Annotated in this window: 26 protein-coding genes and 1 pseudogene; 16 read left to right on the top strand and 11 right to left on the bottom strand. The window is 42.9% G+C overall.

The genetic code is table 11. The features are described 5' to 3' along the window. Window positions 1-91: 91 nt before the first annotated feature. A complete protein-coding gene (locus LVJ86_RS05795) occupies window positions 92-742 on the top strand; it encodes a fumarylacetoacetate hydrolase family protein (RefSeq protein WP_047760126.1) in 651 nt (216 codons plus the stop codon). Window positions 743-835: 93 nt separating this feature from the next. Here LVJ86_RS05795 and LVJ86_RS05790 read toward each other — a convergent pair whose 3' ends face one another. Beyond that, complete coding sequence (locus LVJ86_RS05790; protein ID WP_047760125.1) at window positions 836-1372, bottom strand: RDD family protein; 537 nt, start codon at window positions 1370-1372, stop codon at window positions 836-838. 223 nt (window positions 1373-1595) lie between these two features. Here LVJ86_RS05790 and pyrF point away from each other — a divergent pair, with 223 nt between their 5' ends. The 9 genes and pseudogenes from pyrF (at window position 1596) to LVJ86_RS05750 (ending at window position 9169) form a co-directional block, all read left to right on the top strand. Beyond that, entirely contained in the window at window positions 1596-2333 is a 738-nt protein-coding gene (pyrF, locus tag LVJ86_RS05785; protein ID WP_047760124.1) for an orotidine-5'-phosphate decarboxylase, read from the top strand. 16 nt (window positions 2334-2349) lie between these two features. Further along, window positions 2350-3312: a D-glycero-beta-D-manno-heptose-7-phosphate kinase gene (gene rfaE1 / locus LVJ86_RS05780; protein ID WP_047760266.1), complete on the top strand. Its 963-nt coding sequence runs from the start codon at window positions 2350-2352 to the stop codon at window positions 3310-3312. Window positions 3313-3368: 56 nt separating this feature from the next. After that, entirely contained in the window at window positions 3369-4370 is a 1002-nt protein-coding gene (gene rfaD, locus LVJ86_RS05775; RefSeq protein ID WP_047760123.1) for an ADP-glyceromanno-heptose 6-epimerase, read from the top strand. A 144-nt stretch (window positions 4371-4514) separates the two neighbouring features. Further along, window positions 4515-5012 (top strand): ribonuclease E activity regulator RraA, encoded by a 498-nt coding sequence (rraA, locus tag LVJ86_RS05770; RefSeq protein WP_047760122.1) that lies wholly within the window; start codon window positions 4515-4517, stop codon window positions 5010-5012. Window positions 5013-5018: 6 nt separating this feature from the next. Then, entirely contained in the window at window positions 5019-5435 is a 417-nt protein-coding gene (locus LVJ86_RS05765) for an OsmC family protein (protein ID WP_047760121.1), read from the top strand. A gap of 242 nt (window positions 5436-5677) precedes the next feature. After that, a complete protein-coding gene (locus LVJ86_RS05760) occupies window positions 5678-6385 on the top strand; it encodes a GntR family transcriptional regulator (protein WP_047760120.1) in 708 nt (235 codons plus the stop codon). Window positions 6386-7018: 633 nt separating this feature from the next. After that, complete coding sequence (gene hemA, locus LVJ86_RS05755; RefSeq protein WP_047760119.1) at window positions 7019-8272, top strand: glutamyl-tRNA reductase; 1254 nt, start codon at window positions 7019-7021, stop codon at window positions 8270-8272. 22 nt (window positions 8273-8294) lie between these two features. Next, window positions 8295-8489: pseudogene (locus LVJ86_RS11085) on the top strand (helicase C-terminal domain-containing protein); the annotation flags it as partial. A gap of 77 nt (window positions 8490-8566) precedes the next feature. Continuing rightward, window positions 8567-9169, top strand: a complete 603-nt coding sequence (locus LVJ86_RS05750; protein ID WP_053008287.1) for a YiiX/YebB-like N1pC/P60 family cysteine hydrolase — start codon at window positions 8567-8569, stop codon at window positions 9167-9169. Window positions 9170-9423: 254 nt separating this feature from the next. On the opposite strand, the gene LVJ86_RS05745 is transcribed toward LVJ86_RS05750, so the two are convergent. Next, window positions 9424-9957, bottom strand: a complete 534-nt coding sequence (locus tag LVJ86_RS05745) for a hypothetical protein (protein WP_047760118.1) — start codon at window positions 9955-9957, stop codon at window positions 9424-9426. After that, window positions 9947-10402: a DUF2062 domain-containing protein gene (locus tag LVJ86_RS05740; protein WP_244702545.1), complete on the bottom strand. Its 456-nt coding sequence runs from the start codon at window positions 10400-10402 to the stop codon at window positions 9947-9949. The genes LVJ86_RS05745 and LVJ86_RS05740 overlap by 11 nt, the downstream gene beginning before the upstream one ends. Window positions 10403-10647: 245 nt before the next feature. Here LVJ86_RS05740 and LVJ86_RS05735 point away from each other — a divergent pair, with 245 nt between their 5' ends. Further along, window positions 10648-11583: a glycosyltransferase family 2 protein gene (locus LVJ86_RS05735; protein WP_047760116.1), complete on the top strand. Its 936-nt coding sequence runs from the start codon at window positions 10648-10650 to the stop codon at window positions 11581-11583. 63 nt (window positions 11584-11646) lie between these two features. Here the strand turns inward: LVJ86_RS05735 and LVJ86_RS05730 are convergent, their stop codons facing one another. The 4 genes from LVJ86_RS05730 to LVJ86_RS05715 all read right to left on the bottom strand — a co-directional run bounded on the left by LVJ86_RS05730 (window position 11647) and on the right by LVJ86_RS05715 (window position 14748). Beyond that, window positions 11647-12432: a glycosyltransferase family 2 protein gene (locus tag LVJ86_RS05730; protein ID WP_047760115.1), complete on the bottom strand. Its 786-nt coding sequence runs from the start codon at window positions 12430-12432 to the stop codon at window positions 11647-11649. 55 nt (window positions 12433-12487) lie between these two features. Next, window positions 12488-13441: a nucleoside hydrolase gene (locus tag LVJ86_RS05725; protein WP_047760114.1), complete on the bottom strand. Its 954-nt coding sequence runs from the start codon at window positions 13439-13441 to the stop codon at window positions 12488-12490. Window positions 13442-13758: 317 nt separating this feature from the next. Next, window positions 13759-14226: a type IV pilin protein gene (locus LVJ86_RS05720; RefSeq protein WP_161796038.1), complete on the bottom strand. Its 468-nt coding sequence runs from the start codon at window positions 14224-14226 to the stop codon at window positions 13759-13761. Window positions 14227-14310: 84 nt separating this feature from the next. Further along, window positions 14311-14748, bottom strand: a complete 438-nt coding sequence (locus tag LVJ86_RS05715) for a type IV pilin protein (RefSeq protein ID WP_047760113.1) — start codon at window positions 14746-14748, stop codon at window positions 14311-14313. Between the two features lie 402 nt (window positions 14749-15150). On the opposite strand from LVJ86_RS05715, the gene LVJ86_RS05705 reads away from it, so the two are divergent. The 3 genes from LVJ86_RS05705 (at window position 15151) to LVJ86_RS05695 (ending at window position 19730) form a co-directional block, all read left to right on the top strand. Further along, window positions 15151-16320: an efflux RND transporter periplasmic adaptor subunit gene (locus tag LVJ86_RS05705; RefSeq protein ID WP_047760112.1), complete on the top strand. Its 1170-nt coding sequence runs from the start codon at window positions 15151-15153 to the stop codon at window positions 16318-16320. Window positions 16321-16331: 11 nt separating this feature from the next. Beyond that, complete coding sequence (locus tag LVJ86_RS05700; protein ID WP_047760111.1) at window positions 16332-18269, top strand: MacB family efflux pump subunit; 1938 nt, start codon at window positions 16332-16334, stop codon at window positions 18267-18269. 66 nt (window positions 18270-18335) lie between these two features. Beyond that, on the top strand, window positions 18336-19730 hold the full coding sequence (locus LVJ86_RS05695; RefSeq protein ID WP_047760110.1) for a TolC family protein: 1395 nt from the start codon (window positions 18336-18338) through the stop codon (window positions 19728-19730). Between the two features lie 80 nt (window positions 19731-19810). Here the strand turns inward: LVJ86_RS05695 and LVJ86_RS05690 are convergent, their stop codons facing one another. The 4 genes from LVJ86_RS05690 to LVJ86_RS05675 all read right to left on the bottom strand — a co-directional run bounded on the left by LVJ86_RS05690 (window position 19811) and on the right by LVJ86_RS05675 (window position 24454). Beyond that, entirely contained in the window at window positions 19811-20338 is a 528-nt protein-coding gene (locus LVJ86_RS05690) for a PqiC family protein (RefSeq protein WP_047760109.1), read from the bottom strand. Next, window positions 20338-21984 carry an intermembrane transport protein PqiB gene (pqiB, locus tag LVJ86_RS05685; protein ID WP_047760108.1) on the bottom strand — a complete coding sequence of 549 codons (1647 nt, stop codon included), beginning with the start codon at window positions 21982-21984 and terminating at the stop codon, window positions 20338-20340. The genes LVJ86_RS05690 and pqiB overlap by 1 nt, the downstream gene beginning before the upstream one ends. After that, the gene (locus LVJ86_RS05680; RefSeq protein WP_047760107.1) at window positions 21977-23305 is read right to left on the bottom strand and encodes a paraquat-inducible protein A; all 1329 of its coding nucleotides are present in this window, start codon (window positions 23303-23305) and stop codon (window positions 21977-21979) included. The genes pqiB and LVJ86_RS05680 overlap by 8 nt, the downstream gene beginning before the upstream one ends. A 129-nt stretch (window positions 23306-23434) precedes the next feature. Beyond that, window positions 23435-24454 carry a threonine aldolase family protein gene (locus tag LVJ86_RS05675; RefSeq protein WP_047760106.1) on the bottom strand — a complete coding sequence of 340 codons (1020 nt, stop codon included), beginning with the start codon at window positions 24452-24454 and terminating at the stop codon, window positions 23435-23437. Between the two features lie 270 nt (window positions 24455-24724). Here LVJ86_RS05675 and modA point away from each other — a divergent pair, with 270 nt between their 5' ends. Together modA and LVJ86_RS05665 are read left to right on the top strand one after the other, a co-directional pair. Then, window positions 24725-25474: a molybdate ABC transporter substrate-binding protein gene (modA, locus tag LVJ86_RS05670; protein ID WP_047760105.1), complete on the top strand. Its 750-nt coding sequence runs from the start codon at window positions 24725-24727 to the stop codon at window positions 25472-25474. A 314-nt stretch (window positions 25475-25788) separates the two neighbouring features. After that, the gene (locus LVJ86_RS05665) at window positions 25789-26376 is read left to right on the top strand and encodes an acetyltransferase (protein ID WP_047760104.1); all 588 of its coding nucleotides are present in this window, start codon (window positions 25789-25791) and stop codon (window positions 26374-26376) included. The last annotated feature ends 98 nt before the right edge of the window (window positions 26377-26474 follow it).

Here is a 26474-nt window from a genome sequence, read left to right as displayed (position 1 = left end):
GGCCGTCTGAAATTAGCAGATAAATTCCACCTCAAAATACCGTCCGGCTACAACTAGGGCGGTATTTTTATAACTCGAAGGAGAATATGAGATGACACAAATCCACTTAGAGCAAGAAACAGTAAAAGTTAACAATATTTTTTGTATCGGTCGTAATTATGTTGACCATATAGCTGAATTGAAAAATGAAACACCTACCGAACCGGTAGTTTTCATGAAACCGAACAATAGCATTATTGAAAGCGGACAAACTCTAACATTACCCGCATACAGCCAATCCGTGCATTATGAATGCGAGCTGGTATTATTGATAGGACAAGATGCGGACTCCATTAATCAAACCGACCCGCTATCCATCATTTCGGGCTATGGGGTCGGATTGGATTTGACTGCACGCGACATACAAAGCCGTCTGAAAGAAAAAGGCTTGCCTTGGACTAAAGCCAAAGGTTTTCGCGGCGCGGCTGCTTTATCGCGTTTCGTTGAGGCAGATAAACTGGCTGATCCAAATGATTGCGTTTTTACTTTTAAAATCAATGGAGAATTGCGCCAACAAGGACAAACCTCACATATGATTTATCCTTTATCGCATATTTTAAAAGAATTGTCTGAAACCTATGGATTAAGAAAAGGTGATATTGTATTTACAGGTACTCCTGCCGGTGTAGGAGAGCTGAACACCGGCGATAAATTGGAATTAGATTTGGCCGGCATTGTGAAAGCAGATTTTTTGGTAGGCTAAATTGGACAAGTAGTAGCTTTAGCTAAAACAAAAAGATGCCGTCTGAAAGTTTTCAGACGGCATCTTTTTGTTTTATTAAGTTATATGAAAGGTTTATTCTTCAGTCTTTTTCAAATTTACCAAGCGCGTGCCCGATAAAAAATCATACAAAAATTGGCGGTCATCATTAAAAAAGGCAAATCCCCACGGTAGTATCCACCAAATCAATGCCATAAAAAAGGCGTTAACCGGCGGTAGATGGAGCAGATCACGCAATCCTATATAGGCCAATAACGGGATAAACACCACAAATACACAAGCCCACATAAAACGCAGACGTAATTGGGGCAGAGGAGGGCGGACTTGTTGTTGGTTGGTCAAACCGATTTTCCATACCTTCATAGGCAGCGTTTGGCCTTGGCGGTTCCAGTTTAATTTAAAGTACAACCACCAAGAGATTAGTAAAATAAGAGTAACGCAAATGCTGGAAAGAAAAGGAGATATGGTGTTTAGCACCGTTGCGGCAATACCGGCGGCTACGGCAGCCACGGCGGTTACCGCACCTATCAGCAGGCCTTCGTAAATCAAAGCTGCCAGTCGGCGTTTGAATGAAACGGGAGGTAAAATAATCGGCATAATCGGATAAATCATCAAATAACGGCAGGATGTTAGCAGAAAGCACTTGCTTTGGGCAGCCCGAAGTAGGTTCCGACCTGCTTAAAAACTGATAAAATCATGCTGCAATACTAAAAGTACAACATAGCGTATTTAAAATTTAATAAAACAGCAGGCTTTTATTTGTCGGAAATCTTTTTTCAGACGGCTGGATAATTAAGCATGCCGTCTGAATAGTATTTGATAAGAAAGAGATATTATGAACCCTTTAATTGCCGATTTTCATTCGGAAAACCGCCGTACTCCTGTGATTGTGGCGCTGGATTTTGCTAATGGGCAAGATACGCTCAATTTTGTCCGCCGCCTAAATCCTGATTTGTGCCAGTTGAAAATCGGCAAAGAATTGTTTACGGCTACCGGTAGAAATTTAGCCGAAAGCCTCATTAACCAAGGGTTCAAGCTGTTTCTTGATTTGAAATACCATGATATTCCGAATACGGTTGCGTCAGCCTGTAAAGTCGCTGCCGATATGGGGGTATGGATGGTAGATATGCATGTTTCAGGCGGCCGCCGTATGATGGAAGCCGCCGCCGATGCAGTAGCGAATCACTGCCAAAAACCCCTGTTAATCGGCGTAACCGTATTAACCAGCATGGAGCAGGCAGACTTGGCCGAAATCGGCTTGAGCCGCCCTGTAGAGGAACTCGTGGCAAACTGGGCGAAACTGGCACAAAATTCAGGGCTGGACGGAGTGGTTTGTTCAGCTCACGAGGCTGCTACATTGCGCCGTACTTTAGGAGAAGATTTTGTATTGGTCACGCCCGGCATCCGCTTAGATGTTGCCGGTAATAATGATGACCAACGTCGAATCATGACACCTGCACAAGCATTAGCGGCAGGTTCTACTTATTTGGTGATGGGCCGTCCCGTTACCCAAGCTGTTAATCCTATTGCCGTATTGGACGAAGTGAATGCGTTTGCCAATGCAGGTTATTAAATAAGAAAGCCAATCCATGATTGCTCATATCCGTTCAGAAGAATTAAAACAGCGCTTGGCACAGGCACGTGTTTTGGTGGTTGGCGATGTGATGCTCGACCGCTATTGGTTCGGCGATGTTTCGCGTATTTCTCCCGAAGCTCCCGTTCCGGTTGCTAAAATCGGTAAGATTGACCAACGGGCCGGCGGAGCTGCTAACGTCGCGCGTAATATTGCCGCCTTAGGTGGAAAAGCGGCTTTATTGTCGGTAACAGGCGATGACGAAGCCGCCGACGTATTGGAAAATCTGATGTTGCAAGACGGTGTTGCTTCTTATCTGTTGCGTGATAATGAAATTGCAACCACCGTTAAATTACGCGTAGTCGCCCGTAATCAGCAGCTTATCCGCCTTGATTTTGAAGAAATGCCCAACCGAGAAATATTGGACGCCGTGAAACAGCAATACCGCAGCCTGTTGTCGGAATATGATGTAATCGTATTGTCTGATTATGGCAAAGGCGGCCTTACCCACGTTTCTGCTATGATAGATTGGGCGAGAGAAGCGGGAAAGCCCGTTTTAGTAGACCCCAAAGGCGATGATTACGATAAATATACCGGTGCAACCTTACTCACGCCGAATCGTGCGGAGTTGAGAGAAGTAACCGGTAGTTGGCGAACAGAAGAAGAGTTAACCGAGAAAACCCAAGGCCTGCGTCGCCGCTTAGGTTTGGATGCTTTGTTGCTAACACGAAGCGAGGAGGGGATGAGTTTATTTGGAGAAGATCAAATTACCCATCAGCCTACGCGCGCCCAAGAAGTATATGATGTTTCAGGTGCGGGAGATACCGTAATTGCAACTATGGGTTTGGCAATGGCTGCCGGATTCGATACTGCCCAAGCCATGCATTTGGCTAATGCGGCAGCAGGTGTAGTGGTTGCTAAGTTGGGGACTGCCGTGTGCAGTTTTGAAGAGTTAAATAACGCCTTGGCACAAGATTAAATTGAAGTGCCGTCTGAAAGTATTTTCAGACGGCACTAAATAGTAGAGGAAAATATATGACCATCATCGTAACCGGAGCCGCCGGTTTTATCGGAAGCAATATCGTCAAAGCCCTAAATGAGCGCGGCATTACCGATATTATTGCCGTAGATAATTTAACTAAAGGCGAAAAGTTTAAAAACCTTGTCAGCTGCGAAATCGCACACTATCTCGACAAACATGAATTTATCCGTCAAGTGCGTGAGCACACCCTACCTTACGATGATATCCAAGCAGTGTTTCACGAAGGTGCATGTTCCGACACCATGGAACATAACGGCCTGTACATGATGGAAAACAACTACCAGTACACTCTTGATTTACTTGATTGGTGTCAAGACGAGCGTATTCCGTTTCTATACGCATCCAGTGCCGCTGTTTACGGAAAGGGTGAAATTTTCAGGGAAGAACGCGAGTTGGAAGCACCGCTTAATGTATACGGTTATTCCAAGTTCCTGTTCGACCAAATCGTCCGCCGCCGCATGGAACAGGGATTAACCGCCCAAGTTGCGGGTTTCCGCTATTTCAATGTGTACGGCCAACATGAGCAGCATAAAGGCCGCATGGCTTCCGTAGCCTTCCATCATTTCAACCAATACCGTGAAAACGGCTATGTTAATCTTTTTGGCGGGTACGACGGTTACGGCAATGGGGAGCAGTCCCGTGACTTCGTTAGTGTTGAAGATGTGGTTAAAGTTAATCTGTTTTTCTTTGATCATCCTGAACAATCCGGCATCTTTAACCTCGGCACAGGGCGAAGCCAACCATTTAATGATTTGGCGGCTGCTACAGTTAATGCATGCCGTGTAGCAGAAGGCAAGCAGGCAATGAGCTTGAAAGAGTTGGTAGAAGAAGAGCTCATCAGATATATTCCTTTCCCCGATACGCTCAAAGGCAAATATCAGAGCTTTACCGAAGCCGATATTTCCCGTTTGCGAGAGGCAGGTTATGAAGATGGTTTCCTCGATGTAAACGAAGGCGTAAGCCGTTATGTGCATTGGATGCTGCAAAACCTGTAAGTGTGATTTTGCAGTAAATAATAATTTCAGATGGCCTTCTATTTTTTATAAGGCCGTCTGAAAAATAAAAAAGAAAACGCTTCAAATCAAATGCATTCAGCTTTAAGCAGGTACTTCGATAAAACATGAAATAAGGAACGCAATATGAGTGAGAAATTTAACTTTTCAACTGCCGACCTAATTGATATCGCCCCTGGTACACCATCGTGCGAAACACAATTCAAACATTTTGGCCGCCGAGCATGCTTTTATGGAAAAATCCGTACTGTCAGATGCCACCGCGATAATGGTTTGGTCAAGCAATTGATGAATAGCCCGGCAAACGGAGAAGTTTTAGTGGTAGACGGCGGCGGCTCGCTGTATAGCGCGCTAATGGGAGATTTAATTGCCGGTGCAGGCGCAGCTAATGGTTGGGCTGGAGCCGTGATTAACGGAGCTATCCGCGATACCGAAGCCATCAATATGATGGAATTTGGTGTGAAGTCGCTTGGCAGCAATCCGCGTAAAAGTGCCAAAGACGGATTAGGGGAAACAGATATCGTAGTTAGCTTCGGCGGGGTTGATTTTATCCCCGGTCATTATCTTTACAGCGATGCCGACGGAATATTGGTATCGTCTCATCCGATACACGAAAAGGAATAGAACAAGATGCAGATTACCTCTCAATGGCTCGACAATATGTGCTTCGTTGCCACGGCCGAATCAGGCCACAGTGTTATCATGGAAGGATCCGCCGCCGAAGGTAAGGCAAAGCGGGGTCCCAGCCCGATGGAAATGTTGCTTATGGGGGTTGCGGGATGCTCAAGTATTGATGTTGTGATGATTGCCGAAAAACAGCGTCAGAATATCGTTGATTGCCAAGCTACTGTTACAGCCAAAAGAGCAGATGAAACCCCGCGAGTATTTACCGAAATACATATTCATTTCAAAGTAATTGGTTATGATTTAAAAGAAAGCGCCATTGAAAAAGCCGTACAAATGTCGGCAGAGAAATATTGTTCGGCTTCTATTATGCTAGGCAAAGCAGCTAAAATCAGCCACAGCTTTGAAATCGTTGCAGCCTAAACCATAATTTAATTTGTGAAGAGTGCGGAATCTTACAGGGATTCCGCTTTTTTATTAGAATAATCAGACTATTCAAACTGCCCTGCCTAAGCAGCAGAAATAAACTGTCAACAATATTAGCACTTCGGCTATAATATATTTCATAAATTATTTGGTACTGTAATAAGCTATAAGGCAGGCATTTAAAGCCTGTCTTTCTGAAAATAAAACAAAGCTGCAATATATGCGGCGGAAAAAATATTATGAAAAATGAATTAGAAAATCGTTTAATAGAGGCGCCTGCCGCTTCATCTATGCTTCCTGAAGAGCGGCACGACAGCGAGCTTTTCCGTGTTTACGCCGCTATTTTAGACGCCATTACCGACCGTGTATTACTGCCGGGAAAAAAACTTACGGAATCTGATCTGTGCCGTCAGATGAATTGTTCCCGCAGTACTGTTCGAGGGGCTTTGTCATTATTGGCACATGACAAAATCGTTGATTTGTTGCCTAATCGAGGTGCATTCGTACATGAACCGGATGCTAAAGAAACCAAAGACGTATATGAGCTTCGGATTGCACTCGAAGAAATGGTTATGGAAATGTTACTTGATTTACCTGACTTATCCAGTCGGTTAGGCCCTTTATATGAAATGATCGAGCAGGAAAAAATTGCATTCGAGCAGGGGGATAAAGTTAATTGGGTACGTTTGGTTAATGCTTTCCATGTCGAACTGGTACGTTTGCTAAATAATGATGTTTTAACCGAGATGATGAATTCACTCTGTGCGCGTTCATCACTTATGATTGCGGTATTCGATAAACCTGTACGTCGCAATGGTTCATATGAAGAACACAAAGAAATCTTGGATTTGTTAAGTGAAGGAAAACGTGCGCGCGTATGTAAAACCATGCGCCGCCATTTGGGTGGATGTCAAGAACGTTTGAATCAACAGTTTTCTAATAATTAATAAGTAAATTTATATCTTTGATTGTTGTTTTAGTTTTCGTAATAGTCGCAGCAAAGCTATCCGATTAAAACCATAGAGATGACGGGCGTCAGCTACCGATTATTACGAAAGCTTGTTGAGCAAGAGAATATATTTTTGATTTAATAATTAATATATATAAAAATGCGGCTATTTAATAAAGGCGACTTTAAAACATTCTCCGCCAATTCTTAATTTTATAGTGATGATTTTTATGGATTCACTATAATGCTGAAGAGACTGATGTATTTCTCTGCAGTTTCTACCCGAAAATTTGAGTAATCACAGTATCAGTAGATTTTCTAATTCGAATTTATCCTAACAGTAAGACAGAAGTACTGTTGGAGCAGTATATATAGATATTTGCTTGATTTATTATTTCTGATAACGATAAATAGATATGCAAATGAGCTATTTGTTTCTATGTAAATAGAATAGAAAATTTGTTAGTTTGTATTTTTTATATGCCTATAGAATTTTCTTCTGGCGCGGTAATAGAGAGGCAGCCGTTTTTAGGTTTATATACTGTTTCACTATCGGTATATAGCATTTTTTTCAATCGAAATTTGCGATACAATAGCGTGTTTGCTTATTAACAATAAACCAACTTTCATAATGCAACTCACCGCCATAGGCCTTAACCATCAAACCGCACCCCTTAGCATACGTGAAAAACTTGCGTTTGCGGCCGCAGTATTGCCGGATGCCGTTCGCGGGTTGGTTAATAGCCATGCGGCGCAAGAGGCCGTTATTCTTTCTACTTGTAACCGAACCGAGCTTTATTGCATCGGCGATCCGGAGTCTATAGTCGAGTGGCTGGCAGATTACCAACAATTGTCGGTTGAAGAAATCAGACCTTATTTATATATTTACGGTTGCAGCGATACTATCCGCCATGCTTTTAGGGTTGCTTGTGGGCTAGACAGCATGGTGCTGGGCGAGCCGCAGATTCTAGGCCAAATTAAAGATGCAGTCAGGGTTGCTCAAGAGCAAGGTACGACAAGCACTTGGTTGAATGCTTTGTTTCAAAAAACATTCTCAGTGGCCAAGGATATACGCAGCGGCACGGCGGTAGGAGAAAATTCGGTTTCCATGGCTGCGGCATCGGTAAAAATGGCCGAACAAATTTTCCCGGATATTTCTGATTTGAATGTATTATTTATCGGTGCCGGTGAAATGATCGAGCTGGTAGCCACTTATTTTGCAGCCAAAAATCCAAAAATGATCACGGTTGCTAACCGAACATTGCTGCGTGCGCAAGAGTTGTGCGAAAAATTAGGGGTGAATGCCGCGCCTTGCTTGTTAACTGAGCTACCTGAAATTCTTCACCAGTATGATGTAGTGGTTTCATCTACAGCCAGTCAGTTGCCGATTGTCGGTAAAGGCATGGTAGAACAAGCGTTAAAGCGGCGTCATTATATGCCTGTATTTATGCTGGATTTAGCCGTACCTCGAGATATTGAAAAAGAAGTTGCCAAACTTAATGATGCTTTTTTATATACGGTTGACGATATGATGGCAATCGTGCAGCAGGGAAAAGAAGCGCGTCGAAAAGCTGCTGCAGAAGCGGAAACCATGGTTGAGCAGAAAGTATGTGAATTCATTGAGTGGCAAAAAAGCCGTCAGAGCGTTCCTTTAATCCGTGCTTTGCGTGACGAAGGCGAGCGTGCACGTCGCTACGTTCTCGAAAATGCAATGAAACAGCTTGCAAAAGGCACCCCACCGGAGGAAGTGCTGGAACGTTTGTCAGTACAGCTTACCAATAAGCTGCTGCATTCACCTACGCGCACCTTGAATAAGGCGAGTGGGCAAGATAACGAGCTGGTGGATGCGGTTGCTCAGATTTATCATTTACATCATCATGATTGAAGTAGCATCATAACCGTTGAATCAAAAACGTGGTGGCGTCCCTATTATGGAAATTACCGTTTCCGAAGCCAGCATCAAACTCATGTAAGCCGTTGGGCGATTAATTCGTACCGAGCGAGACTATCTATGGGCGGGGATTTTAGACAACCGCATTCAAACAGTAGCTTAGGGCAAGTAATCCTTAGCTTATTTACTACCATTTAAACGAATTGGCTAACTTTCAGGCGATCTGAAAACAAAAACGTATGTTCAAACAGTAAAATATAGACTATTGTTGAGAACAAACACGCCAAGATGAATATCCGTATTCTGCAAAAATTGGTGCTTATATTTACTCTAATAGGTACGCTATCAGCTTGTGCCACACAATGGCAGAAAAATGAACACGGTTTGCAACTCAAACATGCGCGCAGCAGCACCTTACCAAAAGCCGAAGCTCGCCCCATTCAAAGCCAAGATTTGCAAGCAGGCGATATTTTATTTTCTGCTAACCGTTCAGTGGTCTCACTAGGTGTACGTCTTTTTAATAACGCTGCCGTCAGTCATGCTTTTATTTATTTGGGTGATGGGCAAATTGCCGAAGCAGTAGGTTCCGGTGTGCGCATTCGACCATTAAAAGAAGCCCTACAAGAGTCTAATTTAATGGCTGCTTTCCGATACCCGGATGTAAATGAAGAAGATATTTTGCAATTACGCCATTTTGCCGAACAGCAGGCAGGAAAAAATTATAATTATCTCGGTATTGCCAAACAAAGCACCTATTCTATCACCCGCAATGTCTGCGAATTACCTATTATGCCGCGTCACATACGCCATTTTTGTCTTAGCTCTATGGCAACTATTTTAATTACACCTTTTGCAGGGCAGGGCTTTTTTTGTTCCCAATTTGTGATATAAGCATTTAACGCCATTGGTAAACCGCTCACACGAACTCCGGCCGAATGGGTGACACCGCAAGATATTCTACATATGCGAGAAGGTGATATTGCCACCGTTAGAGCTACTGCCAGATTACAATATGTTGAGCATCTTGCTTGCAAAAATTCCATTTGGAATAATGGCTGTAACCGTATTACCCAAAACCATATTTCATTGAAAAGCGAATAGTTTTCAGACGGCCTTTGCTTGTTTTGTATAATTAATCCTATAAATCAGGTGTATTGCTTTTGATAGGAAGGCAACAAGGCTTTGCAATTTGGATTGCTTAGAAATTCTTTCAGAATATTTTCAAATAAAGGCAGCTGTTTAACATAGTTCTGCCAACCGAGATACTTACCCGCATAGTAGTGTGCCAGCATATCGGCTTGTTGTTCCATATTTAGATCGGAAAATGAGCGGATGCTTTCAAGATCAGGGTAAGCATAAGCTTTTTTATGTCGGTATCCGCCGCATAATGCCAGCCATATTCCGGCCAATAATGGTTTAAAGCCGTTTTGATACTGCCAAACATGGGTGAGTTCGTGTATCAACCACATTTGGTGAGATTCGGTTGTACAAGTAAAATCATCAGGGCAATTACTGCGCGGAAAAAAAATACTGTTGCAGGGAGCCACTGCTGTCTTAATGAAAGGTAGTAAGGGAATACCTTTAAAAATACGTACTTTTTGATAATCGATACTATTGCCAAAAATCTTTTTTGCCGTTTCGATTTCAGTATCCGTAAGAGCCCTAAAGCTACTTTGCATTTTTCCCCCTACGTTTGTGCCATTTATGAGTGGTACGTAACCGCCATATCCATAAAACGCCAATATATCCGATGATTGCCAATGTTATGCCCAGTGTAGGAACACCGACCAGGAGGGGTTTACCGGCACCTAACAGCCAATTCCATGATTCGATAATAAAGTTATTATTATCTAAAGAAGGAAATTCCAAGCTTTCTGAAGAATCTTTTCCTAGAATTGATGCGCCGATACGGTAGGCGGCATAGTAAAGAGGCATATAGGTTAGAGGGTTGGTATACAGCGTAGTAAATAAAGCAACCGGTAAGTTTGTACGCAAAAAATAAGCAACCATTAGTGCGCTAAGCATTTGCGTCGGGCCCGGCATAAGTCCGCAAAATAAGCCTACTGCCACAGATACAGCCGCTTGTCTACGGTTAAGTGTCCAAAAATAGGGCTTGTCAAACATAGGCGCAAACGGCTTTGCCCATCGGGATGCGAAAATTTCATCTCGATGAGGGAGTTTTTGGCTCAATTTTTTACGGTGGTTTGGTATTGTCATAATGGTTTAAGTGGGGATACGTGGGAATATTTAAAGAGAGGCGTTATCCTTATCGGGTATAATAAGCGAATTATTAGGCCGTCTGAAAAGAAAGACGAACTGCTACATACAGCAGGAAAATATTCGGCTATGTAAATATAAAAGGATAAAGAATGGATCAGGTTGAACTGATTTTTATTAATTGGAACTCTGCCGACTTATTATTTACTGCAGTGGCAACACTAAATAAAACTTCTCTACCATATCGGATTTGTGTAGTGGATAACGGTTCGGCTGATGATTCTTGTGCACAGATCAAAGCCCGCTTGCCGGAAGCTAAACTGATCGAAATGGGTTATAACTCTGGTTTCGCAACAGCTGTGAATGCAGGATTGAATGCTTCGGAAAGCCGTTTTGCATTAATTTTAAATACGGATATTGAGTTTAAAAATGATGTGCCAGCTCTATTGGTTGAAGCTCTAAAACAATTTAATGCTGTTTTGGCTTGTCCGGAGCTTCATCGACCGGACGGTTCTCTACAAGCAGCAGTCGTACCGGAGCCGACACTGGTAACAGAGCTGACTAATCGCAGTGTAGCCCGCAGGCTTTTAGATTACGACCGAAGTAATCCCTCACTGGTAGCAAGTATCGTAGGGCCTTGTATGGTTGTTGATATTGAAAAATTAAAAGCGTTGGGGCTGGGGGTAGACGGACGCTTTTTTGACGAACGTTTTTTCTTCTTTTTTGAGGAAACTGATTTTTGCAAGAGAATCATAAAATCGGGCGGTAAGATTGTTTATCAGCCCAAAGCACAGCTTATGCATATGCAGGGTGAAAGTGCCAATAAACGCCCGATCGGAGCCAGAGTACAGTTTCAAGAATCTCGCTACAAATATTTTTACAAGCATTATGGTATCGGAGCAGTTGTATTATTATTTATAGGGACTTTAATGCGCACATTAGTAAATGCAGTAGCCCAAACCCTAGTTGCTGTTTTCAGTTTAAGCAAGAAGCAAAATAAAGCTTGGGATAAGGCTTATGTATATTGGGCATTGGTAATTTGGCATATTTTGCTATGTCGCCCAAAGTGGAGTTTTGATAAGCGCTAAGTTGGTATGGTAAAAAACAAGCCGTCTGAAAATTTTTTCAGACGGCTTGTTTCATTGAAAAAATTATGATTTGCGCGCTAACCATAATGCTGCATATTTATTGAATGCAGATTGTGCGGATAATACGGATAATAACAAACCATGTTTGCCGTCTAAAAATCCCGCTTTCAAAACATACATTTTGATAAAACTTGCGACCCCATGCAGTAAAGCTTGGCCTAAAGATGATGTTTTACCTTCTGCGAGGCGTTGTTCGGCCCAGATTTTACTATATAAATTCTGCTTTGCTAAAAATTGTTCTAATGTTGTATAGGTATAGTGTAGGGCATCTCCCTTTAATCTTTTTATTTGGGTATGCGCAGGCAGGATTACTTTTTCATGTACCAAATCATTACTATAACGGGCATAGGCAGTAGGATAAAGACGAACGATCCAATCGGGATACCATCCGCAATGCCGGATAAATGCTCCGAAAGTATTGCTGAGACGGTTAAATTCAAATGCGGTATGACCATCAGCCGGAGTATTCAGTACGGCATCACGGATGCTTTGCTGTAATTCGTTCGTTAAACGCTCGTCAGCATCTAACCACAACACCCATTCAGTTTGGATATATTGATGGGCACGGTTACGTTGGGAGCCGAATCCGGGCCAGTCTGCATATTGATAGAAGCTTGCATGATAACGCTTTGCAATCTCGGCAGTAGCATCTGTGCTGCCGGAATCAATAATAATGATTTTATCGGTTAAGTCTGATAGGCTTTGTAAACAAGCATCTAAGTTGGCCGCTTCATTTTTAGTAATTAAAGCAACGGTCAAACCTGGTTTTAAATGATTGGATGTATTCATAAAATTTTAAAAGGCCGTCTGAAAATATTTTCTTCAGACGGCCTGATAATTAATATTAGGGAAGTTGTTTGATTGATTCGGCCAATTCGTGGAACATCTTATTGGCATTTACTTCGGTTACCCAGTGAACGTTGGCAGGTTTGCCGGTTGTCCCCCACCAGTCTACCACGCATGCGCCCATTGTGAGTTCGCTTTGTGTTTCTATGTCAACATGACAGTCTCGACCACTGAAAAACTCGGGGAATACGGCATAAGTGATGGCGCATGGGTCATGCAGAGGGCCTCCCTCCAAGCCGAATTTCTGGGTATCAAAACGCTCATAGCTCTGCAAAATGTTGGCTAATCGCATACCATTGGTATTATCCTGTTTACGCAGAATATCCATGCGGGGGGTAGTAATAGTAGCTTTATGTGTAACATCTAAAGGTAAAACAACAATCGGAACTCCGCTTTGCAACACGATTTGCGCGGCATGGGGATCGACATAGAAATTAAATTCTGCCGCAGGGGTAATGTTACCGGCTTCAAAATAATTACCGCCCATCAATACAATCTGTTTGATGGCGCGGGCAATATCGGGAGCCAAGCTTAAAGCTTGGGCAATATTTGTTAGCGGACCTATTGGGCAGATAGTAATGCTTGAATCATCAGCTTTTCGCAGCGTATCGATGAGGTAGGGAACTGCGTGAATAGGTTGGAGCGGACAGGTAGGCACATGTAGTTCCGTTCCATCCAACCCGGTTTTCCCGTGTACCTCTTCGGCAGTAACCAATGATCGCAATAACGGCTTTGATGCTCCGGCATAAACGGGGAAGTTTTTTTCACCGGCCCAATCACAGATAATGCGGGCATTGGTACTGGTATGGTGTAAACCGACATTACCGGCAACTACGGTTAGAGCCATAAAATCAATTAAACCGCGTTTGGCCAAGCCATGAGCCATCAGAATGGCCGCTGCATCGTCTTGACCGGGATCGGTATCGATAATTAGGCGGATTTTTTCAGACATATTTTAATTTCCTGAGGGAAGTGGCTTATTGGTAAAGCAAATACTGTTATGGTATTTGCCTCCGTCGTCCAAACATCTGTCTTTGGCAAGAAAGCGTTCAACACAGATACCGAATAGTATGGCGAGGATCAGGCAAAACAAGATGGCAATGTGGTTCATTGAAACTGATAATGTATGATACAAAGCGTAAGTGTAACGCAGTAGCCGCATGCATACAATACAATCGCTATCTGAGTAGCATGTTATTTAACGGATTACAGAGTACAGTATTTTACCATTATCTTAAATTACCACCGAACAAGAACGGGCAGATTATATTATTGGTACAGTTTACAGTTTTTATCTACGCGGCTGCCACCTGTGAAAAATGTATTTTTATCCGAGCAGGTAGATGAAGAGGTTTCGCAGAGATATGTGGTAAGTGACTCATTAATTTTGATTATGCGTGGTTCATCTTGCTTATTGTAAGCTACGGCTTTCAACATAAATTTATCATCCAGCGCGCCTCTGGCATTGCCTTGTGGGCGAATACAAAAATGTTGGGTGTGGGTAACCGGTAAATTGGGCCATGTGGTTGAAGTCTGTTTAAATGTACTATGACGTGAGTAAAAGCGTTCTAAATAGTGGGCATTTTCCAGTAGAGCTGCACGAGCTCTTTCTATTCGGGCTTTACGGGTATGCTGCTGATAGGTGGGGAGTACCACCATGGTAATAATACTGATAATAAGAATAACAAAAATGATTTGTATGATGGTAAAACCACGGCTATTCATATTAAAGAGCATAATAACTCCAAGTTAATTTAATAACTTTTGTTATTATGCCTTTCAATTTTAAAAATGACAATGTAATTTTATTGTCAGCGTAAACTAACGGCTAGAGCATTCCGGTTTATTAAGAGGACCTTCACAAACAATAGTGGTGCCACTTTCTGTTAGAATAATTGAGAGTACCTCATCTTTCTTGCTTTTATATTCATCTTTATAGTCGGCCTTCAAGATAAAGCCACAATTTTCAGGGGAATTATCAGTACATTGATTATCCTTGTTCGGAGTTTCCAATAAAATGGAAAAGTATTTGTTCTGCTGCAATGAAACATTATCTTGAACAGTAGGATAGCGGGAATGTTGTGCATAATAACGCTCCATTAATTGGGCATTATGCAACAAGTCGGCACGAGCACTTTCTAAGCGTGTATCCCGTACATATTTCTGATATGAAGGATAGGCTATTGTGGCGAGAATGGCTAATACGACTACCACAATCATCATTTCAATTAGGGTGAAGCCTTTTTGGTATTGTTTCATAAGAAATAGCTAATGCCGATGTCATTAGGCATCAATAATATATTTAAAAGGTAAATTGTAGCTTACTTTATTGTAAATTTAGTGCAACTTTATCTGAGCGTTGCATAAATGCGACGAGCGCGATATTTGTTAATATTTTCACTAAATAATATGCAATTTTGTAAAATAGTTGCGTTCTCTTTGTAAAGATATTTGGAATAATATTTTAAATATCAATGCATTAAATAATATTTTCTGCTACTTTGCGCTTGGCTGGCATTATGAACTCCAGTAAACTTGCGGCTAATTTATTATTAGTCTGTTTGGATTTTAGTATGTTATAAAGTTTCAGACGGCCTGATGATTTGAAACCGGATAAAAAATATATCTTTGAATATTCTCGAATTATGGACTTTGTGATTTATGAAAAAGCCAATCAAATGGTTAATTATTTTAGCTTTTTTAACAGTAATTGCCGCTGGTGCATGGTGGTGGTTAAAACCCAAAAATGAAATCACTTATTTAACTGAAGACGTCAAGCGTACCGATATTGAGCAAACCGTAAGTGCTACGGGTGAAATTTCTGCTGCTCAACTAGTTGATGTAGGGGCGCAGTCGACCGGTCAAATCAACAAGTTATATGTAAAAGTCGGGCAGCAGGTAAAAAAAGGCGATTTGATTGCGGACATCGATTCCACTACTCAAAAAAATACCTTGAGTACGCACAAAGCACAGTTGGAAACTTATCAAGCCAAGCTGGTATCGGCTCAAATTGCCTTGAAATCCGCTGAAAATAAATATAAGCGCGAACAGGCTTTATGGGCGGAAAATGCAACTTCGAAAGAAGAATTGGAAAGTGTACAGGATGCTTTGGCCGCAGCTAAAGCCAATATTGCGGAAATCAAATCAGCAATTCGGCAAACTCAAATCTCTATCAATACGGCCGAGGCTGATTTAGGGCATACGCGCATTAAAGCACCTATGAGCGGCACCGTGGTATCGATCGTGGTAGAAGAGGGCCAAACGGTCAATTCAAACCAATCAGCTCCGACTATTGTACAAATTGCCGACTTGACCAAAATGCTTAATAAAATGCAAGTGGCCGAAGGTGATGTGGATAAAGTTAAAGCAGGCTCATCTTTAACGTTTACTACACTGGCTCAGCCCGATAGAGTACGAAAAGGGGTATTGGATTCGGTAGATCCAGGGCTGACAACCATGTCGAAAGGCAGCTACACCAAAAGTACCGATACTACGGACTCCGCAATTTACTATTATGCACGGGCATATGTGCCAAATGAAGACCACTCTCTTTATATCGGTATGACTACTGAAAATTCTATTGTGGTCAATTCAGTTAAACAAGTATTAGCGGTGCCGACTTTGGCGGTGAAATACAACCATGGAAAAGCGGTTGTGCGTGTGTTGGGAGAGCAAAACCAAGCGCAGGAGCGCGAAGTAGTTGTCGGGTTAAGCGATGGTATGTCTACCGAAATCAAGTCGGGTTTGAAAGAGGGGGAAAAGGTTATCGTTTCCGAAGTATCGGCAGATGAAAAAAATACATCGCGCGGCATGGGCCGCCCGCCTATGTAAACGGTGCCGCCATGAGTTTAATCGAATGTAAAAATATTAACCGCTATTTCGGCAGCGGCGATAACCGTGTTCATGTGCTGAAAAACATTAATCTCAATATCGAGAAAGGCGATTTTGTTGCAATTATCGGCCAGTCGGGGTCGGGCAAGTCGACGCTCATGAATATTTTGGGGTGTTTGGATGTTGCTTCTTCCGGCTCATATAAGGTAAACGGTATAGAAACCTCCGCCATGACTGCCGATGAGTTAGCAGGCTTACGCCGAAAGCGATTTGGTTTTATTTTTCAACGCTATAACTTATTGAGCTCGTTAAACGCGCGTGAAAATGTCGCTTTACCTGCCGTATATGCTGGTTTGGATTATGAAGAACGCAGTCGTCGTGCCGATGGTTTGCTGAGTGATTTGGGGTTGGCTGGAAAAGAGAATAATAAACCCAGCGAGCTTTCAGGCGGCCAACAACAGCGTGTCAGTATTGCCCGTGCGCTGATGAATGGCGGGGAAATTATTCTTGCAGACGAACCTACCGGGGCATTGGACACCGAAAGCGGAGCCAATGTGATGGAAATCATCCATCAATTGCATGCACAAGGGCATACGGTTATTTTGGTTACGCATGATCCCAATATCGCAGCAAACGCTAATCGTGTCATTGAAATCCGTGATGGTGAAATCATTTCCGATATCAGTAAAAATACTGATATTACTGCCATAGCTGTGCAGAGTGTACATGAAAATCGCTCATGGTCTTTTTATAAAGATCAGTTTGCAGAATCTTTCCGGATGTCTGTGCAGGCTATCTTGGCTCATAAAATGCGCTCGCTACTGACTATGCTAGGCATCATTATTGGTATTGCCTCGGTAGTTTCGGTTGTTGCTTTAGGACGAGGCTCCCAAGAAAAAATATTAAAAGACATTAATGCGATGGGTACCAATACCATCACGATTTACCCGGGTAAAGGCTTTGGCGATCGTAGGTCCAGTCGGGTAAAAACTTTAACCGTAAGCGATGCGAACGTTATCAGTAAGCAAAGCTATATCGAAAGTGCTACTCCGATGACTTCGGGGGGAGGGACGTTAACTTACCGCAATATAGCACTCACGGCCCAGCTTTACGGTGCGGGGGAGCAGTATTTTAATGTTCAAGGCATAAAGCTGAAAGAAGGGCGCTTTTACGATTTAGCCGATGTTAAAGGTAGTAATCAAGTTGTTGTGATAGATGAAAATACCCAAAAGCAATTATTCCGGTCGGGTGAGAGTGCTTTGGGGAAAACGATATTATTTAAAAAGCGCCCGTTACGTGTAATCGGTGTCGCAATGAATGAAGATTCAAGTTTCGGTTCAAATGACCAGTTACAGCTTTGGGCCCCTTACACAACGGTTATGCAGCAAATTACCGGTGCGCGTCACATCAGTTCGATTTCGGTGAAAGTAAAAGACAATGTTAACTCTAAAGCAGCTGAAAAAAGTCTGAAAGAGCTATTGACTGCACGCCATGGAAAAGAAGATTTCTTCATGAATAATATCGACAGCATCAAGCAAACTATTGAAAGTACTACTAATACACTCACTCTTTTAATTTCCAGTATTGCTTTGATTTCATTATTGGTTGGTGGTATAGGTGTGATGAACATCATGTTGGTATCGGTAACCGAACGCACAAAAGAAATCGGTGTCCGTATGGCAATCGGCGCCCGGCAATCCAATATATTGCAGCAATTTTTGATTGAAGCCGTATTAATCTGTCTGATCGGCGGTTTGGCAGGCATATTGTTTTCGGTTTTAATAAGTATTGTGTTCAATCATTTCACGACCAATTTTGCTATGTCGTTTTCTACCGTATCGATTATTGCAGCGGTAACTTGCTCAACTGTTATCGGTATCATATTTGGCTTTATGCCTGCTAAGCGTGCTTCCCAACTTAATCCGATAGATGCATTAGCCCATGACTAAGCCATTAGCTTTAAAGTAACTATCCGGTTTGAATTCTGAGTATTCTTATCAGGTGCGGAAAATTAAATGAATCGAAAAAATATTTTTCAGACGGCCTCTATCGTAGCGGCTGCTTTGGCACTAAGTGCTTGTGCTACCCATAAAGTAGCAGAACCGCTGACATTAGAATCAAGCGGCCAAGTATTGTCGGCAAAACAAACTACCGAAAGTTATGATGTCAACGGCGATTGGTGGCAGATTTACCAAGACGAATCCTTAAACAGCCTTATTAACCAAGCTCTGCAAAATAATATCAACTTGCGTCAGGCAGCATTGAATGTCAATAAAGCACTGTATCAAGCAAATATTATCGGTGCGAACCTTACCCCATCGTTTAACTCATCATTAGGCGCTTCTGCTTCTAAAAATCTTAAGACAGGCGGTTCGAGTAGTAACAGCTTCAGCAGCCAGATGGGATTAAGTTATGAACTGGATTTATGGAAGAAGCTCAGTGCTCAGACTGACGCACAAGTTTGGGAATATCAGGCAGGCCGTAAAGATTTGGCCGCAGCACGTCTTACTTTGATTAATAATGTCGCCGATGCTTATTTTAATATCGCTTATTTGAATGAAGCGATTGCGCTTACGCAAAAATCAGTTAATCAATACCAAGACATTGATAGAATTGTGCGTGCCAAATACCGGTATGGGAAAGTTTCTTCTGCCGAACCTAACCAATCCGAACAATCTTTATTGACCCTTCAAAGTACTTTGTTAAATTTAAAAAGCAGCCGTGAAAATCTTGAAACTACCTTACGAAACCTATTGAACCTAAAGCCGTCGGAAAATCCGGTTGTAACCTCAGAACATTACCGCCTACCTAAAAAAGTGGGAAATGTTGATTTAAATGTGCCGATTACAGTTTTAGCCAACCGTCCGGATTTGCGTGCCGCTGAATACCGATTACAGTCATCTTTAAGAAGTCTGGAAGCACAAAAGCGTAGTTGGTATCCGAGTATTACTTTAGGAGCTTCTTTAAACACTGCCTCAGATAAGGCTTCATCGTTGTTTAAAGTGCCTGTTTTAGGCGGCTCGGTACAGATAAATTTACCGTTCCTAAATTGGAAGGTTTTGAAATGGGAAGATAAAACGGCCGAAGCTAATTTTGAAAGTGCACGGTTAAGCTTTGAAGAAGCTTTGACTACGGCATTAAATGAAGTGAATAGCCATTACCGGCTTTATCAAACCAGCTTGCAAACACTTTCCAACTTAGAGAGGCGGTATGCTTTGGATAAGAAAAACAGCCGCTATTACCAAGTACGCTACCAATACGGTAAAAACGAATTGAAATCTTGGCTGGAGGCGCTTAACAGTGAGTATGGCTCGGAGCAAAATGTACTCAGCCAACGCTATGAAGTTTTAAAATACGAGAATATGATTTATAAAGCGATGGCCGGACGTTATACTCCGAAAGACTATTAGTCGATAAAAGCTTTCAGACGGCATCAATCAAATAACCCCCTTGCTTCAAACAATAAGCAAGGGGGCTATTTGATTTCAGTTTAGCGGCTGATGGTGGCGGCAGCAGCATACACACCGCGATCAAGTGATTCGATCATGGCCGGATAACCATCTTTTTCCTGGGGTGTGTCAATTTGAAAATTACGGCTACTGCCATCGGGCCACACTGCATAACCGTTAACTTGCGTGATGCCCAGATAAGTTCCTTGAAATGCTTCAATATATATTTTCAAAACCCGGTTGCTTTGGCTACGTCCTGCCGGAACAAACATATAGTGTTTATTACCGATCCGGTTGAGTTTATTACTAAAGCTTACATTTAAAGCCTGATTTAGAGGGGCAGCCCAAAGATGGTTGCGTGCAAAATTCAAACTTTGCGCATCGTTTTGGTAAACCAAGCCGCCGTTATTAAGCGGGTCAGCCAAAATGGTTTGCACGGCAATTTCTTGCCTGTGTTGGTTTGGCAGGCTGAATTGGCTGTCGGGCAGGGTAAAGTATCGGGTTTGTTGTGGTGTACTGCAAGCGGTGAGGGCGGCGGCAGTCAGCAAAATATAAAGCAATCGGCGCATCAGCGACTTCCTTTTGGTATCGGATCTTTAAGGTTGCTGTTGAAAATCAGAGCATTCGGTTTTTCTTTCAGCGTGTTGATGACAGGGCGGGCCTCTTGCAGGGTTTTATCGATATTTTGCAAGGTAGCTTGGACATCAGCGTAAATCGGTGATTGCGGCGAAACTCCTGCCAATACGGTTCTTAATTCAGCCAATGTTTTATTCAGCTCTTGCGGAATATTTTGCATATGCGGTTGGCTGAGGAGTTTGTTGGCCGAATTCAGGGTACGTTGTAACTCTTTTAATGAACTATTCAGCTCGCCCACTGTTTTTTCGATAGGTAAGCGGTTAAATTTCTCTAACAGGTTGCTTAGCTGTACTTGCAATTCATCTAAGCCGCCGCCACGGGTGGCAATAACAGTATTGCCACCGTAGTTCGGATAGGGGTGTAATACAGGCGTATCCGAGGGTTTATCAGACAATTCGATAATTTTACTTCCGGTTACCAAATTATTGCTGCCCAATGTGGCATATAGCCCGCGGCTTAATGCCGTCTGAAATTGGGTTTGCCAGTATTCCCGGCTTTGTTGTTTGGCGTTGATTTCCAAACGTTCCGGCTCGATACGGATGCGTACCGGAATCCAGCCGTTTTCAAAGATTTTCAGACTGTCGTTTTCAGCAAAATACGGTGCGTCTGCTACGGAGCCTATGTTAATACCTTTATACTCTACGGGAGAGCCGGGATTTAAGCCGCGGATACTTTGTTTGAAAAAAGTAATGTAATACAGGGCACGGGAACCGGGTAGGTTATCGATTTGGTTGCGGTCATTATAAATGGTAAAAGTATCTTCATTGCGAACGGCTTGGCTACCTCGGGAGCCCGAAGGGGAATCAAAAGCGATAGCTCCGGAAAGCAGGGCTGGAAGAGGGGCAGAGTCCACCCGAATACCGCTGCCGGTTGCTTCCACACTGATACCGCTGTCTAGCCAAAAACGGCTGTCGGTGCTAACCAAATGGTCGTTGGGACTTTGGATAAAGATGGTGTAGTTTACGGTTTGCTGTTCGGGATCGAAATGAGCGCTTTCGATTTGGCCGACCGTGAAGTTTTGGTATAAAACTGGGCTGCCGACACTCAGCATTTTATTGTTTTTGCCTACCAGTTTCAGACGTAGTCCGACTTGGCCGATGGCGGTAATCGGGGGAATATCATGAACGGTAAAGGTATCTTGGGTTTCTTCGCTTTTACCGGGTGTAAAGGCAATATATGAGCCTGATACCAAAGTGTTCAGGCCGGTAATGCCGCTTTGGTCGATACGCGGTTTGACTACCCAAAATTGCGTATCTTTTCGCATCATGTTTTTTGCATCCGCGTTGAGCAGGGCGGTAGCCTCAACGCCTTTTTGGTCTTCACGCAACTTGATTCGCGTAACGCGCCCGACATCTACACTTAGCACTTTGATAACGGTATTGTTGACTTCAATACCGTCTGCGCTATCCATCAGCAGGGTAATTTCAGGGCCGGTGTTACGGATATTCTGCATCAGAAGCCAAATTCCGGTAATCAATGCAATCAGCGGAATCAACCAAACCACCGAAGTAAAAACATTGGTTTTACGGACGCGGGCAGGTACGGTAGCAGAGTTTTTTTTGTTGGGCGTGTCAGTCATATTGCGTATGTAAGGTATCCGGGATTTCAGACGGCCTGTTTTCGGCGGCTTTATCCCACAGTAGGCGGGGATCGAAAAAGTAAGCGGCAAACATGGTCAGCACGACCACCGAGCAGAAATAAGCGGCGGCCGGTCCGGGGGTGACGCGTGCCAAAGGAGTATGAAACGCGCTCATCAAAATGATGATAACGAAAATATCAATCATCGACCATTTCCCAACTGCCTCCGTCATGCGGTAAAGCCGCGATAATGTGTGTGCCGATAAGGGCAGTTTGCTTGAAGCGGCAGCAATTTGTAAAAAAAACAAGGAAGCTATTTTAGCACCCGGTACTAAAATACTGGCACTGAAAATAATGGCGGCGATAAGTTTGTCACCATCTTTCCACATATAAATAATACCGCTCATAATGGTGCTGATTTCCGTATTGAAAGGATTTGAGGAAATCATAATCGGAAGCAGGTTGGCAGGAATATACAATATTGTGGCGGCCAGCAAAAAGGCCAGGGAAACACTCAGACTTTTAGGACGGCGACTGAAAAGTGCCGAGCCGCATACCCCGCAGATATTTTCATCGGCTTGGCGAAAATACAAACAACGGCTGCAACAAATAAGACCGGCTGCCGGAGCTTGTATGGTGTTTCGACCGCTGATTTTATGGATACGGTAATACACCCAATGCTGGGGGATCGATACCGAAGTACGGATTAGCATTACGGCCAAAACAAACATCAGATAGAATGCCGCGCCGAATTCAACCTCCGCCACGGAAGTCAGCTTGATATAAGCCACCAATGTAGAAATAAAAAACACATCTACCATTATCCAATGGCGCAGCCGTACCAAAGTGCGCGTAGCATAAAACAAGGCCGGATACATTTTTTCACGCAGCAATGCCGTGTAAACATATAAGCACATCAGTAAAAATAGCAATGGTATTCCGAAGGTTAGAACAAACATTACTTCGGCCAGAAAACCGAAATCCTGCACAATTAAAATTTTCATCATGGCAGGCAGGGATAATATTGAGGTAACGCTACTGAACGATACTGTTATAAACATCATGCCGTATACGAATACCATCAAAATCAGCGAAGTTACCGCATATGCCAGCGGAGCGATATAAGGGTTCTTTTCCACTTCGACGATTTCATGGCTGCAGCGCGGGCAATGCGCCTCCTGCCCTTGAAGCAGGCGTGGAATATCAATACGCAACCCGCATTCGGGACAATCGACAGTATGGGCAGGCAGCGTTGCATCATGATGGTGGGCTTTGTAACGCCACCAGCGCCGGTAGGTACGGATAGGCCGGTAAGACGGCATAAGCAAAGATATGATTAATAATGGAGTTGGGAATTATAACGGAAAATCGTACGGCTTAATGACTTGAAAACGTAAAGGCCGTCTGAAAAAGTATTTCAGACGGCCTGAAAATATATTTTTGACAGCAATTTATTCTAATGCCGCAATAAACTGATCGACTGCACTTTCAGGTGTCGCCCACGAAGTAATCAAGCGTATCGCTGCATGGTTGTTATCAATTGCTTGCCAAATATAAAAATCAAAATCACTTTTCAGTTTTTCAATCAAACTATAGGGAAGAATCGGAAATATTTGATTGGTAGTGGAATCTGTTAAAAAATTATAACCTTTTCCGCGTAAAGCAGCCGTAATTTTAGCAGCCATTGTATTGGCATGACGAGCCAACTCGAAATAAAGGCCGTCTGAAAAAAGTTCGAAATATTGGATACCCAGTAAACGGCCTTTGGAAAGCAAAGCGCCGTTTTGTTTGACGATATAATCAAAATCATTTTGCAAATCAGGGTTGGCAATTACCATGGCTTCACCGAGCAAGCCGCCGTTTTTAGTGGCTCCGATATAGAAAGCATCGGTCAGGCGGGCTAAGTCGGGCAGTGTAACATCGCACCCTTCCGCCATTATGGCGCTCCCCAAACGTGCACCATCGATGTAAAAATATAAGCCATGATTACGGCAATAATTTGAGAGAGCCTCTAATTCGGCCAAGTTATAAACTGTACCAACTTCGGTGGCCTGCGAAATATATACCAGCTTCGGTTTTACCACATGCGGAGCGAGGCTGTGATTTTTCACAACGGCTTCGATGGCTGAAACAGTAAGCTTTCCGTGTTCCGCCGGGGCGGTAATGACTTTATGGCCGCTTGCTTCGATGGCTCCGGCTTCGTTAGTTGCAATATGACCGCTTGAAGGAGAAATAACTGCTTCGTGCGGACGTAAAAAAGCAGTCATGGCCAAACGGTTGGTTTGTGTGCCGCCGCTTAGAAAGTGGATGGCGGCGGATTCATTTTGGATCAAGCCGCGTAGGATTTCTTTGGCTTTAATACTGTAAAAATCAGCTCCGTAGCCTTCGTGTTGCTCTAAATTGCTGACAAGCAAACGATTCAGAATATTCGGATGGGCGCCTTCGGCATAATCATTTTTAAAATTGTACATAATGATGTTCTCAATGAATGTGTATCTATAAAAAAGTAAATATTTTCATAATGTCAGCATAACATCAGCATAGGCCGTTTGAAAATATCTGCCGTAAGCGTAAATAATCGACATAAGCATTTTGGCGGCCTCTTAGCATAAATTTATCGGATATAATGCCTACCTTAATTTGTAAAAAATACTACTTTAGCGGCAGTTATTCTGTTGTCTTGTTTTTTCTAATCGATAAAAGCCAAAATTCTGTTTGTATTTAACTTTGGAAAAATAGTTATGAAATTACACTTTCTTATATTGGGCTCTGCATTATTGTGTTGTCAAAGCTCTGTTTGGGCAGCAGAAATTACCGTATCTGCTGCAGCAAGTTTGTCGAATGCTTTCAAAGATATTGCCGGGCAGTATCAAAAACGTTATCCGGATACCGTAATCCGTTTAAATACGGCAGGTTCGGGAACATTGCTGCAACAGGCGATACGGGGAGCACCTGTAGATGTATTGGCGTTTGCCGATGATGAAACGATGGATAAGGCGCAAGCGGCCGGTATTGTTGATAAGGCGGCTAGAAAGATATTTGCACGTAATACGCTGGTATTGGTTGTGCCTGTGAAAAGCCGTTTGAATATCCGCAGTATAAACGATTTGCCATCTCCCGATGTTCGCCGAATCGCGTTAAGTAATCCGGCTTCAGTTCCGGCAGGCAGGTATGGGAAGGCAGCATTGGAAAGAAGCGGGCAGTGGCAGAAGGTTCTTCCGAAGATCATTCAAACCCAACATGTACGCCAATCTTTGGATTATGTGGCAAGGGGAGAGGTAGATGCGGGTTTTGTTTATCGTACAGATGCTGCTTTAATGCCGGGTAAAGTCAAAATTGCTGCAACGGTGCAAACAGACAAGACGGTATCCTATCCGGCGGCAGTAGTAAAAGACAGCCGGCAAGCCACTGAAGCACGGAGATTTACTGACTATCTGGCCTCTGTCGAAGCGCAAAATATTTTAAGAAAGTATGGTTTTGGTAAACCATAAAAATTTCTGAAACTGCCAGCGGTTTAATTTGTCAATTAACCTATACCACGTCTGCAAAAGAATGTTGGTATGGTAGCTAATATTTAATTAGATAAATTATTTTTTTCGGTATTATTTTTACTTTCAAATTAAAAAGCCGGCCGACTTAATTTCTAATTTCTTATTATTTAATATCGGGTTAGTTAATTCAAACATCATATTGATCGTTTGTCAAAATTTATCGGCGTACAAGTTTTTTTATTGCTATAATGCGCGCCGCTTTTTTAATAAAAATATGATGCTTTGATTTACAGCTTAATAACATAGAGTTTTTGATGAATTCAACGCTGCTTTATATCTATGGTGCAGGCGGGCATGGCAGGGTAGTAGCCGATATTGCCAGATTTTTTAATTATAAAAACATTGTATTTCTTGATGATGCCAATGGTACGCCTTTTCATGAATCGTTACCGCCGGGCGATATGGTTATCGGCGTAGGTAATAATACAACACGGCAAAAACTAAGTGAAAAAGTCATTGCAGCAGGCTTTTCACCGGTTAGCTTGATTCACCCCCATGCGGTGGTTTCGCCCGGTGCCGAAATAGGCCCGGGTACAGTGGCAATGGCTGGGGTAGTGGTGAATGCCGGAGCTAAAATTGGTTCGGGTGTCATTCTCAATACCGGTTCCATTGTCGAACATGATTGTATTATTGGTGATTATGCGCATATTGCGCCAAAAGCAGCCTTAGCCGGCAGCGTAACTGTTGGCGCGCGTACCCAAGTAGGCATTGGCAGTTGTGTTATCCAAACCGTAGAAATCGGGGCCGACTGTATGATCGGTGCAGGCAGCGTGGTGGTACGCGATATTCCGGCCGGAGTAGTTGCTTTCGGTAATCCGGCGCGAGTACACCGCAGCTTGTAATAAAACGATCTTTTATCCATACTTCAAAGTGCTTAAGCATTTTTAGTGCTTAAGCATTTTTATAGAATACGTGTAAAATAGCGAAACGATACAATTAT

Origin of the sequence: Neisseria arctica (assembly GCF_022870905.1) — a bacterium.
GTDB lineage: Bacteria > Pseudomonadota > Gammaproteobacteria > Burkholderiales > Neisseriaceae > Neisseria > Neisseria arctica.
This window is presented reverse-complemented; position numbering and strand designations above follow the sequence as displayed.